At 55.7% G+C, this 12,145-nt stretch carries 10 protein-coding genes; 6 read left to right on the plus strand and 4 right to left on the minus strand.

Annotation, left to right across the window (positions count from 1 at the left end; genetic code table 11):
• Positions 1–156 precede the first annotated feature (156 nt).
• Entirely contained in the window at positions 157–1,047 is an 891-nt protein-coding gene (yghX, locus tag IAE30_RS12055; RefSeq protein ID WP_200679786.1) for a YghX family hydrolase, read from the plus strand.
• A 105-nt stretch (positions 1,048–1,152) separates the two neighbouring features.
• Here yghX and IAE30_RS12060 read toward each other — a convergent pair whose 3' ends face one another.
• Entirely contained in the window at positions 1,153–1,524 is a 372-nt protein-coding gene (locus tag IAE30_RS12060) for a helix-turn-helix domain-containing protein (protein WP_200679787.1), read from the minus strand.
• A gap of 101 nt (positions 1,525–1,625) precedes the next feature.
• On the opposite strand from IAE30_RS12060, the gene IAE30_RS12065 reads away from it, so the two are divergent.
• Together IAE30_RS12065 and treF are read left to right on the plus strand one after the other, a co-directional pair.
• A complete protein-coding gene (locus IAE30_RS12065; protein ID WP_038644850.1) occupies positions 1,626–2,480 on the plus strand; it encodes an SDR family oxidoreductase in 855 nt (284 codons plus the stop codon).
• A gap of 317 nt (positions 2,481–2,797) precedes the next feature.
• A complete protein-coding gene (gene treF / locus IAE30_RS12070) occupies positions 2,798–4,456 on the plus strand; it encodes an alpha,alpha-trehalase TreF (protein WP_052059359.1) in 1,659 nt (552 codons plus the stop codon).
• A gap of 121 nt (positions 4,457–4,577) precedes the next feature.
• Here the strand turns inward: treF and IAE30_RS12075 are convergent, their stop codons facing one another.
• Positions 4,578–5,402: an alpha/beta fold hydrolase gene (locus IAE30_RS12075; RefSeq protein WP_200679789.1), complete on the minus strand. Its 825-nt coding sequence runs from the start codon at positions 5,400–5,402 to the stop codon at positions 4,578–4,580.
• A 216-nt stretch (positions 5,403–5,618) separates the two neighbouring features.
• On the opposite strand from IAE30_RS12075, the gene IAE30_RS12080 reads away from it, so the two are divergent.
• Positions 5,619–7,208: an MFS transporter gene (locus IAE30_RS12080; protein ID WP_038644844.1), complete on the plus strand. Its 1,590-nt coding sequence runs from the start codon at positions 5,619–5,621 to the stop codon at positions 7,206–7,208.
• Between the two features lie 7 nt (positions 7,209–7,215).
• Here IAE30_RS12080 and IAE30_RS12085 read toward each other — a convergent pair whose 3' ends face one another.
• Positions 7,216–8,124, minus strand: a complete 909-nt coding sequence (locus IAE30_RS12085) for a LysR family transcriptional regulator (RefSeq protein ID WP_038644842.1) — start codon at positions 8,122–8,124, stop codon at positions 7,216–7,218.
• A 129-nt stretch (positions 8,125–8,253) separates the two neighbouring features.
• Here IAE30_RS12085 and IAE30_RS12090 point away from each other — a divergent pair, with 129 nt between their 5' ends.
• Both IAE30_RS12090 and IAE30_RS12095 read left to right on the plus strand, forming a co-directional pair.
• A complete protein-coding gene (locus IAE30_RS12090; protein WP_200679794.1) occupies positions 8,254–8,814 on the plus strand; it encodes an antibiotic biosynthesis monooxygenase in 561 nt (186 codons plus the stop codon).
• 19 nt (positions 8,815–8,833) lie between these two features.
• On the plus strand, positions 8,834–10,702 hold the full coding sequence (locus tag IAE30_RS12095) for an amidohydrolase (RefSeq protein ID WP_200679796.1): 1,869 nt from the start codon (positions 8,834–8,836) through the stop codon (positions 10,700–10,702).
• 101 nt (positions 10,703–10,803) lie between these two features.
• Here the strand turns inward: IAE30_RS12095 and IAE30_RS12100 are convergent, their stop codons facing one another.
• The gene (locus tag IAE30_RS12100; RefSeq protein WP_200679798.1) at positions 10,804–11,751 is read right to left on the minus strand and encodes a sensor domain-containing diguanylate cyclase; all 948 of its coding nucleotides are present in this window, start codon (positions 11,749–11,751) and stop codon (positions 10,804–10,806) included.
• Positions 11,752–12,145: the final 394 nt, after the last annotated feature.

The raw sequence follows: 12,145 nt of genomic DNA on the forward strand, positions 1-12,145 counted from the left end.
CTCTTTTAAAACCAAAGGATATATTTTCACATGCCTGGGCCAGACACATTTCGCTCCTCTCTCTCTTAACGCTTTGCGGCATAGCGTTTGCAAGCGTTAACCCACTGTGCTTTTTTAGAGCAGCAAAGCCATCGGTTAATCAGCGAAGGAGAGGTTATGACCCGTCTTACCGCACAAGATTTTCCCCAGGAACTGCTTGAGTTATATGACTATTACGCGCACGGCAGGATCAGCAAACGTGAATTCATCACCCTTGCAGCTAAGTTCACCATCGCCGGCATGACCGGCGCCACCTTGCTCAGCGCCATGAGCCCCAACTACGCGCTGGCGCAGCAGGTTGAATTCACCGATCCCGACATTAAACCCGAATACATTCACTATCCCTCACCACAAGGCCACGGTGAGGTGCGAGGCTATCTGGTGCGCCCGGCCAAAGCCAGCAGCAAAGTGGGTGCAGTGGTGGTGGTGCATGAGAATCGCGGATTGAATCCTTATATAGAGGATGTCGCACGCCGCGTGGCGAAGGCCGGATATATCGCACTGGCACCGGATGGCCTGAGTTCAATGGGCGGTTATCCCGGCAATGACGAAGAAGGCCGAGCGATGCAGGCCAAAGTCGATCCGACTAAGCTCATGAACGACTTTTTTGCCGCCGTCGATTTCCTGATGCACCACGAAGAGGGCACCGGCAAAGTTGGCATCACCGGCTTCTGTTACGGCGGCGGCGTGGCGAATGCTGCTGCCGTGGCCTTCCCGGAACTGGCTTGTGCGGTGCCGTTTTATGGCCGCCAGCCTAAAGCGGAAGACGTGCAGCGCATTAATGCCCCACTGCTGCTGCACTATGCCGCGTTAGACAAAGGCATCAACGAAGGCTGGCCAGCCTATGAAGAGGCGCTGAAGGCCAACCACAAAACCTATGAAGCCTATATCTATCCTGGCGTGAATCATGGGTTCCACAACGATTCGACCCCACGTTATGACAAAGCGGCAGCCGAACTGGCGTGGAGCCGGACATTGGGGTGGTTTGAGAAGTATCTGCACGGCTGATGATGCGGTGAATACATGCCCTACGACAACTTTGTATGCTTGTCGTAGGGCTTAACAACGATCGAAATTGCTTAACTAGCAGGCATTGCGCGATAAATTGCACCGTTACGCCTCTGCATTCGCCTTCACAATACGGTGCACATTGCTTTCCAGCCAGTCGGCCAGGCCAATCACATGCCCTTCAACTTCACGCCCGAGTGGCGTCAGGTGGTATTCCACATGCGGTGGCACCACTTCATAGGCGATGCGTTCGATAAACCCATCTTCTTCCATATAGCGCAGCGTTTGCGCCAGCATGCGTTCACTAACGCCACCGATCTTGCGGCGCAGTTCACTAAAACGCAGCGTTTCTTCGCGCAGCGCTAATAATACCAATACGCTCCAGCGGCTGGTGATGCGCTTGAGCACGTCGCGTGAAGGACAATTTACATTGAGCAGCTCGCCACGGATAAATTTATTACTCAATTTTTCAGACATTTATGCTGCTTCCCTCAAACTAACAAATCTGTAAGTACTTACTAAAAGTTAGTTTATCCCTTAGGCTGATTTCATTCCAGCTCAAACTGAAGGAGAACATCATGATTGCGATTACCGGTGCCACAGGCCAATTGGGCCGTTTGGTGATTAACGAGTTACTGAAAAAAGTGCCTGCCAGCGAAGTGATTGCGGCAGTGCGTTCACCTGAGAAAGCAGACGATCTCAAAGCGCTGGGCGTAACATTGCGCGCGGCGGATTACAGTAAACCAGACACGCTGAAAAGCGCGTTCAGCGGCGTCGATAAACTGCTGCTGATCTCTTCCAGCGAAGTGGGTCAGCGTGAAGCCCAGCACCAGGCGGTGATTGATGCGGCAAAAGCGGCGGGCGTGAAGTTTATCGCCTACACCAGCCTGCTGCATGCAGATACCACCATGCTGGGTCTGGGCGTCGAGCACCGCGCCACGGAAGCGATGCTCAAGGCCTCAGGCGTGCCCTATGCCCTGCTGCGTAATGGCTGGTACACCGAGAACTATGCCGCCAGCATTGCCCCAGCGCTGGCGCATCACGCCTTTATTGGTGCAGTGGGTGAAGGCCGCATCTCATCGGCCGCCCGCGTGGACTACGCCGCTGCTGCCGCTGAAGTGATCAGCCGTGACGATCAGGCAGGTAAAGTGTATGAACTCGCAGGCGATGAGAGCTATACGCTGGCCGAGTTCAGCGCCGAGATTGCTAAACAGTCTGGTGAGCAAGTGGATTACATCAACCTGCCGCCTGCTGAGTTCGAGGCGGCATTGAAAGGGGCTGGTTTGCCGGATGCATTAGCAGAACTGCTGGCGGATTCTGATGCCGGTGCTGCACAAGGCGGATTGTTCGATGACAGTCATGCACTGAGCAAACTGATTGGCCGCCCGACCACGCCCTATGCTGAAGTGATTAAAGCCACACTGGCGAAGTAATGTCTCATCAGGCCAGCGCACGCTGGCCTGATTCCCGTCTCGTATGCCACCAAATGATCAAAGCAAAGCGCGCTACTTAAGCCAAATAATGGCGATTTTCTTATTTACAGATAATTCTGTGCGCTGATTTGAACCACCATTTAAAACACTGCTTTCACTTCCTGAAATATAGCTTGTTGTAATCGCTGTAAATTCACTAAAAAGCCGGATCAATCGACAAGATTTATTACGTTCATAGATATTTCGCATTGTTGTCTCAGCTATTCAAAGCTCTATAATTTGTGCTTTGAGCAACCAGGCAATTTCAGGAGGCCGCTATTAATACTAACCACCAGCAACGTCAAGCTTTCGGGGAACACGAAGCCCATGCTGATTTGGGGTATCAATACGATCCTCACGAATTTATCCGCGAAGGCATGGAGGATTCCGAGCCGGAACCGGAGCTGATCCAGGGTCTGCCCGCGCCAGATGCGCTCACCCCTGCCGATCGCTATCTTGAACTGTTCGAGCATGTGCAGATGTCGCGCATATTTCCGGATGGAAAAACATTCCCGGACTGCGCGCCAAAATATGATCCGCTGGATATATTAATCCGCTATCGTCGCACGCGTCGCTCGGCCGAATTCGATCTCGAAAAATTCGTGCACGACCATTTTTATTTGCCACAGGTGAATGAAAGTTTTTATGTTTCCAATCCGGATAAATCGCTGACGGAACATATTGACGAGCTGTGGCCGGTGTTAACCAAAATGCCGCAACAGCATTTACCGCACTCATCGCTGCTGCCGCTGCCAAAACCCTATGTGGTGCCCGGCGGACGCTTTGGTGAGACCTATTACTGGGACTCCTATTTCAGCATGCTCGGCCTTGCCGATGCCGGGCGTGACGATTTGCTGCGCGACATGGCAGATAACTTCGCATGGCTGATCGATAACTACGGCCACGTGCCAAACGGCAACCGGACTTATTATCTCAGCCGCTCACAGCCTCCGGTGTTTGCCCTGATGGTTGAGCTGTTTGAAGAGGATGGGATTCGCGGTGCCAAGCGTTATCTCGACCAGCTGATGAAAGAGTATCAATTCTGGATGGATGGCGCGGGCGAGCTGATGCCACATCAGGCGTATCGCCACGTGGTGCGGATGCCGGATGGTTCACTGCTCAACCGTTACTGGGATGACCGCGACACGCCGCGTGATGAGTCGTGGATGGAAGACGTGGAAACCGCCAGCAAATCAAGCCGTCCGGCTAATGAGGTGTACCGCGATTTGCGTGCCGGTGCCGCATCGGGTTGGGATTACTCCTCACGCTGGTTGCGCGATCCACAGCGTCTGGCCAGCATTCGTACTACCCAGTTTATTCCGGTGGATTTGAATGCGTTTCTCTACAAGCTGGAGCTGATGATCTCCACGCTGTCACACGCCAAAGGTGAAGAGCTAACGGCGCTGGCATGGCAGAAAAAAGCCGATACGCGTAAGCAGGCGATTCATCGTTACCTGTGGGATGACACCGCAGGCGTGTACCGTGATTACAACTGGCGCGACGAACGCTTTGGTGCCTTCACGGCTGCAGCTGTGGTGCCGCTGTTCCTTGGCCTGGCTTCGCCGGAGCAAGCGCATCTGCAGGCGGTGGCGCTGCGTCAGCTGCTGCTGACTCAGGGCGGCCTGGTGACATCAATGGTAGAGAGCGGTGAACAGTGGGATAAACCCAACGGCTGGGCGCCATTACAATGGATGGCGGTGGTGGGTCTGAATCATTACGGTGAAGAGACGCTGGCGACAGAGATCGCCGTTAACTGGCTGACCACGGTGAAGAACTTCTATTCACTGCATCACAAGCTGGTGGAGAAGTATGACATCAGCGGCGATCGTGCCCGTCCGGGTGGCGGTGGTGAGTATCCACTGCAGGATGGCTTCGGCTGGACCAACGGCGTGACGCGTCGGTTGATGACCATGTACGGGCATTTGCTGGCGGATTAAAAAACACAAAGGGCGCCTCAGCGCCCTTTTTTATGACCCGCCGCGCAATGTATGGCGAATTTGATAGCAGCAACACCGCTGCCAGTTAGCGCAATCAATCGCGGCGCATCGAAACCTGCGATTATTTATTTCCCTGCAGGAACGCCAGCAAGTCGTCGTTCAGTTGGTCCTGATGCGTCACCGCAAAACCGTGCGGGCCGTTCTCGTACACTTTCAGCTCTGAACCTTCGATCATCTCGTGTACCAGCTTACCGGTGGCTTCAAACGGCACGATCTGGTCATTGCTGCCGTGGATCACCAGCGTTGGCACATCCACTTTGGCAATATCAGCGCGGAAATCGGTTTCCGCAAACGCCGTGACACAATCGATCGTGCCTTTCAGTGAGGCCAGCAGCGCGATATTCAGCGTCTGTGTCATCACGCCCTCAGAAATGGTCTGTCCGGCATTGGCGCCATAAAACGGTGTGGCGAAGTCTTTAATAAACTGCGCCCGGTCTTTACGCAGGCCCGCTTTGATGCCATCAAATACCGCTTTTTCAACGCCTTCCGGATGATCATCGGTTTTGCCGAAGATGGGCGTCACCGCACCCAATAGCACCAGCCCCTTCACCTTCGCCGTGCCGTAACGACCGATATAACGTGAAACGTCACCGCCGCCCATTGAGAAGCCCACCAGCGTGATGTCATCCAGTTGCAGATGTTCAATCAGCGCATGGATATCATCGGCGAAGGTATCGTAATCGTAGCCTTCCCACGGCTGTTCAGAGCGACCAAAGCCGCGACGGTCAAACGCAATGGCACGATAGCCACGTTCAGCGAGAAAATTGAGCTGGCTCTCCCACATATCTGCGTCCAGCGGCCAGCCGTGGCTGAACAGGACTGGCTGACCTTTGCCCCAATCTTTGTAGTAGAGGTTAACGCCGTCTTTCGTTTTGAATGTGCTCATGTTTTTAACTCCGTTAGTGAGTGATGTTGTGTCTGCCAATCAAACTACATCGGTCTAACTGAAAAACCTAAAGCAGAGATTTTGACAACTTGTTCAAAGATTTTTGCCCTGCGAGGCTGTCAAAAAAGCCTGAACAAGTTGGCCGATTTTTTCCGCTATCAAGCGTCTCACGGGCTTCGTAAGGTGCATACATCGCACATTTACAGGAACACGATGATGAGCCAGCAAAACCCTACGACGCCACGCGGCGGCGCTTTTTCTCCCTTCGCCTACGGGCTGTTCGCCTTAATCTGGACCGCCTCAGTACTCGGCAACACCGGTAGCTTTATCCGCGACGTTGCCAGCGCCTGGCTGGTGACCGGATTATCCGATAACCCGACCGCCGTGGCGTTAATGCAAACGGCGGCCACCCTGCCGGTGTTTTTACTGGCACTGCCAGCGGGTGTGCTCTCTGATATTGTCGATCGCCGCCGATTACTCATCGTGGTGCAAATCCTGATGGCCAGCGTCAGCGGCACCCTGCTGGTGCTGTCGCACAATCACTGGCTTACCGTAGAGTGGCTGATCGGCCTGACCTTCGTCGGCGGTATCGGCGCAGCGCTATTCGGCCCAGCATGGCAGGCGATTGTGCCGGAACTGGTGCCGCGTCATGAGCTGAAAAACGCGGTTGCGCTTAACTCGCTAGGCATCAATATTGCCCGCGCCATCGGTCCTGCCACCGGCGGTTTGCTGCTGGCAAGTTTAGGCGCCATGGCGGCATATGGTGCCGATGTGGCGAGTTATTTTTTCGTTATTGCTGCCCTGCTGTACTGGAAACGCCCGGCGAAAGCCAAGACCGAGCTGAATGAGCACTTCTTTGGCGCCTTCCGTGCTGGCCTGCGCTATGTCAAAGCCAGCCGCGAACTGCACCGTGTGCTGTTGCGTGCAGCAATGTATTTCGCCTTTGCCAGTGCCATCTGGGCGCTGTTGCCATTGGTGGCACGCACCATGCTGCACGGTACCGCAGGCTTTTACGGCTTGCTATTGGGTGCGGTGGGCGCCGGTGCGATTGCCGGTGCGCTGCTGCTGCCGCGTCTGCGCAGCAAACTGAGCAACGATGGTTTGCTGCTGCTCTCTGCGGTGCTGAGCGCGCTGGTCATGCTGGCATTAGCGATGAGCCCGCCGCAGTGGCTGGCGCTGCTGTTGATGCTGGTGCTGGGCGTCGGCTGGATTATTGCGCTGACCACACTGAACGGCGTAGCGCAGGCGGTATTGCCGGATTGGGTGCGCGGTCGTGGTCTGGCGGTGTATCTGATGGTGTTTAACGGCACATTGGCCGGTGGCAGTCTTGCGTGGGGCCTGATCGCACAGCAGCTCGGTCTGGCCACCACTTTGCTGATTGCCGGGGCCGGTCTGGTGATCACTGGCGTACTGCTGAAACGTCTGGCGCTGCCTGCAGGTGAAGCGGATTTGCAACCCGCTGAGCATTGGGCCGCACCGGTGGTGCACAACGATGTCGATGTGCGTCATGGTCCGGTGTTGATTCAGATTCGCTACCGCGTACCGCAGGAAGATCGCGCCGCCTTCAAAAAAGCGATTCACAAACTGGCACAGTCACGCCGTCGTGATGGCGCCTATTCATGGGGCTTAATGGAACAAACCGACGATCCGACGGCATTGCTGGAGTGGTTTATGGTGGAGTCCTGGCAGGAGCATATGCGTCAGCACCAGCGTGTGTCGCACGCCGATGCTGAGTTGCAGCAAGCGGTTTTGCAATATCATCAAGGCGAGGAAGCCCCGCAGGTCAGTCACCACATTGCGATATAACGACGCTTTACGCGGGAGAATAAATCTCCTGTAAACCCGGCAGCGTGAGCAGGTGCTCACGCCACCAGGTTGCCGCATTGCCGGTTGCTGTTTCATTCCACGCCAGATACGCCATATCGCGGCGGCATTCGCTATCCAGCTGGCGTGCCACCAGCGCCCCGCTCTCCAGATGCGGTCTCGCCAGGTACAGCGGCAGATAGCCACAGCCCAAACCATCCAGCTGCGCCTGCAGTTTCGCCGGGAAGTCATGCACGCTCAGGGTTTTCTGTTCATCCAGCACGCGTAAATCGATGCCTGCGCCATGACGAGACGAGTCGTGTACGGTAACCGCGCGGTACTGGCGGATCTGCTCACGCAGCAGCGGTTCCGGTGCTGAAGCAAGAGGATGTTCCGGCGCGACTGCAAACACATAATCCAGCCAGCCGAGCGGTTGGCAGACAATCTCTTTGCGCGTGGCGGGTTCCTGCACCGCGCCAAAGACAATGTCCGCTTCGCCATAGTTGAGCGCTTCCCAGCAGCCAGCCAGTACGTCCTGACGGAATTGCAGCTGAGTATGCGGATGCTCCTGATAAAACCGATCAATCAGCGGCGTGAGAATACGAAACGGCAGTGAGGCATCCACGCTGATCACCAGCTGGCTTTCCCAGCCACTCTCAACATAGCGCGCCTGTTGTTCTAACTCGTTGACCGCGCGAAGCAGAGTGCGGCCTTTTTCCAGCATCAAACGCCCGGTTGGGGTGAAAGTGGCGCGATGGCCGGAGCGATCGAGCAGTGTGATCTTCAGATCGCTCTCCATCTTCTGAACGGTATAGCTCAACGCCGATGCGGTTTTAAACAGTCGCGCAGCCGCAGCGGCAAAGGTGCCGTGGCGATCCAACGCATCCAAAATCAGCAGCGCCTCAAGGTTTAAACGCATTCCCCATGCCTCCCCAAAAATTGTTGAACAACAACCCAAAATCTATCCGTTATCAATAAACGCTCTCATTTCGTATTTTTTTACTCAACGACGCAAGCACTTTCACCAGCGGAAACTCAGGAACTTACGATGAATTACTCACAGCAAGCCAACCACGTGACGCTGGTGATTACCCACAGCATCCTGCCAGAACAGCAGGCCCGTTATGAGCTGTGGCTCGACACCATTATGCCGCAGGCCGCGAGCTTTCCCGGCCATCTCGGCGTCAATGTGCTGCGCCCGGTGCACGGCGACAACGCTTACACCGTGCTGATTCGCTTTACCGGGCTGGATGAGCTGTACGCCTGGCTGAAATCGGACCAACGCAACGCGTTAATCAAAGACCTGCCGACGATGCTGGCACAGCCGGAACATATTGAAGTGCGACCTGGCGCCGCGTTCTGGTTCACCCCCACGCAAAAAGGCCAGGTCAAACCGGCTAAATGGAAACAATACTTACTGACACTGGGAGTCATTTTTCCTTCTACCAACCTGGTGCCGTGGTTATGGAATCAGGTATTGCCCGCCGCGCACGGCACGCTGTGGGGCCACTTACTGAATGATGCCAGCGTGGTGGCACTGGTGGTGTTCTTGTGGATGCCGATGGTAACTCGTGTTTTAAAACAGTGGCTTATTGGCCGCAACGCGTAATCTAACTGGAGAAGAGATAATGACAACGGCCTCACTGATTTTTACCAACGGCAAATTCCACACCGTGGATCGCGCCAACCCTTTAGCCACCGCTGTGGCGATCAAAGACGGCAAGTTTCTCGCGGTGGGCAGCGAAGCGGAAGTGATGCGCTTTGCCGGCAGCGATACGCAAATTATTGATGCCAAGGGTCACACCGGTATTCCCGGCCTCAACGACTCGCACCTGCACCTGATTCGTGGCGGCCTCAACTACAATCTTGAGCTGCGCTGGGAGGGCGTGCCGTCGCTGGCCGATGCACTACGCATGTTGCGTGAGCAGGCCCTGCGCACCCCTTCACCGCAGTGGGTCCGTGTCGTCGGCGGCTGGAGCGAATTCCAGTTTGCTGAACGCCGCATGCCAACGCTGGATGAGATCAACGCCGCCGCGCCCGATACTCCGGTGTTTATTCTGCACCTGTATGACCGTGCCCTGCTGAACCGCGCCGCACTGCGGGTGGTGGGTTACACCAAAGACACGCCGAACCCGCCGGGCGGTGAAATCCAGCGCGACAGCAATGGCAATCCCACCGGTATGCTGATTGCGCGTCCGAATGCCATGCTGCTGTACGCCACGCTGGCGAAAGGCCCGAAGCTGCCGCTGGAGCAGCAGGTCAACTCCACACGTCAGTTTATGCGTGAGCTGAACCGCCTCGGCCTGACCAGCGCGATTGATGCGGGCGGCGGCTTCCAGAACTATCCCGATGATTACGATGTGATTTCGGAACTGCACGCCAAAAAGCAGCTGACGGTGCGCATTGCCTACAATCTGTTTACCCAGCGTCCCGGCCATGAGCTGGAAGATTTCGAGAAGTGGACCGACATGCTGAAGCCGGGTCAGGGCACTGATTTCCTGCGTCACAACGGTGCGGGCGAGATGCTGGTGTTCTCGGCGGCAGATTTCGAAGACTTCCTCGAACCGCGCCCCGATCTGGCCCCCGGCATGGAAGATGAGCTGGAGCGCGTGGTGCGCCATCTGGTTGAGCATCGCTGGCCGTTCCGTCTGCATGCCACCTACAACGAATCGATCAGCCGCATGCTGGACGTGTTCGAAAAAGTAAACTGCGATATTCCGTTTAACGGCCTGCACTGGTTCTTTGACCACGCCGAGACCATCACCGAAGCCAATATTGAGCGCGTCAAAGCGCTGGGTGGCGGGCTGGCCGTGCAGCATCGTATGGCGTTCCAGGGTGAATACTTTGTCGATCGCTACGGTAAAGAAGCCGCCAAACAGACGCCGCCAGTGGCGCGCATGCTGGATGCGGAAGTGCCCGTCGGTTTGGGCACGGATGCCACCCGTGTCGCCAGCTACAACCCGTGGACCGCGCTCTACTGGCTGGTTTCTGGTCGCACCGTCGGCGGCATGCAGTTGTACGATGACAATGCGCGAATTGACCGTGAGACCGCGCTGATGCTGTGGACCAAAGGCAGCGCCTGGTTCTCCAGCGAGCAAAACGCCAAAGGTGAAATCAAAGTGGGTCAGTTAGCGGATCTGGTGCTGCTGTCGAAAGATTTCTTCAGCGTGCCGGAAGAGGAGATTAAAGGGATTGAATCGGTGTTGACGCTGGTCGATGGCGAAGTGGTGTATGCCGCGGGCGGCTTCACGCCGCTGTCGCCGCCACCGGTACCAGTGTTGCCAGAGTGGTCTCCGGTGGTCACCGTGCCGGGCCACTATCGTAGCGCGCCACCGCAAGCCAGTGGTCGTGCGGCGATGATGCCGAAAGTGCACCAGTGCAGCGGCCCTTGTGGTGTACACAGCCACTCGCACGATGTGGCACGCCAGTCTTCGGTGCCGGTGTCGGATAACCATGCCTTCTGGGGTGCGCTGGGCTGTTCGTGTTTCGCGTTTTGAGTTAAAGGCGGTTTATGGCCCTCTCCTGGTGAGAGGCTTTGCTGCAAATTGGGACACAGACTTTGGCGCTGGCGCGGGTCTGTTTCCCCAACCGCAAAAGATTACCCCGCCAGGCCAAACCCTTGCTTGCCGTTCTTCTTAATCTGGTACATCGCTTCATCGGCACGCGTCAGCGCGTCATCAAAACTAAAGTTCGGCTGCACCGTCGCCACGCCAATGGAAGCACCAATCTGCGCATGGCCGTTATCGACATCGAACGGCGTCAGCGCGGCATCCAGCACCGCCTGCATCATGATGCGCACTTTGGGGAAATCGATCAGGAACGGCATCAGCAGCACAAACTCATCCCCGCCCAGACGCCCCACCACCACGTTTGGCGGCACCTGGTCAAGAATGCGCTGGCTGAGCTGAATCAGCACTTCATCGCCACTGCGATGGCCCAGCGTATCGTTAACATGCTTAAAATTATCGAGATCGATAAATGCCACGCACAGCGGCCCCTGCGTTTTCATTTTGCTGAAATGCGTTTGCAGCGCATGGCGGTTGGTCAGACCGGTTAGCGGATCGTGATGAGCCAATGAAGAGAGCTGCGCTTCATACTGCTTCTCTTTGGTCATATCGATATGCGTGCCGGTAACTTTGAGCGGATTCCCCTCTTCATCCCACTCGGTCACGCGCCCGCGATCCAACACCCAGGTAATTTTGTCGTTCTTACCCAGCATGCGATGCAGCGCTTCATAGTAAGGCGCACGCCCTTCGATGTGATCGTAAAACGCCCTGAGCACTTCATCGGCGTCCTCGGGGTGCAGGCGTTCGCGCCAGACCTCAAACTGCGCTTTGGTCTCTTTCGGCTGAAAACCCAGCATCGAACCCCAGCGTCGATTGAAAATCACCAGCTTGCCGCTGGGAATATCCAGCTGCCACAAACATAAACCGGTTCCGTCCAGCGCCGCACTCAGCTTGTTTCGCGCGTCATGCGCTATGCGCTTTAAGCGCGCATTATGCTTTTTCAGGTTCTGAATCTGCTGACGCAGCGCTTCTTCGGACATGATGGCTGACGGAGAGGAAATAAGGGTTATTCTGCCTGCCAGGAAGTTTCTGATAAATAAAACAAATGAAAAGCCGATCAGTAGCGGAAAATTGCATCAAGCTCAGAGGGAACGGCGAAGCATTGAGGTTATTTCAGCTAACAAAACTTTCTTTATTCCTGCAAAGCAGTGGAAAACGCGCCAGCAAAATGACGCATGTCTCCTTATCGTTCTCTTTGGGTGAGCGTCCGCATTAAAGTCAGGCCGCATAAATCCTCCACTCCCCCTGCCTCGACTAAGAAATTGTGTTCTGTGACGCGGATCAACAGATATTCGCGAGTCGATGCTGGGATCATGTTTACTAGAATGGTAGTTTAACAGTTATCGCAGCAACACGATGACGGTGGATGAGATT

Origin of the sequence: Pantoea sp. S61 (assembly GCF_016625145.1) — a bacterium.
GTDB classification, from domain to species: Bacteria; Pseudomonadota; Gammaproteobacteria; order Enterobacterales; family Enterobacteriaceae; genus Pantoea; species Pantoea rwandensis_B.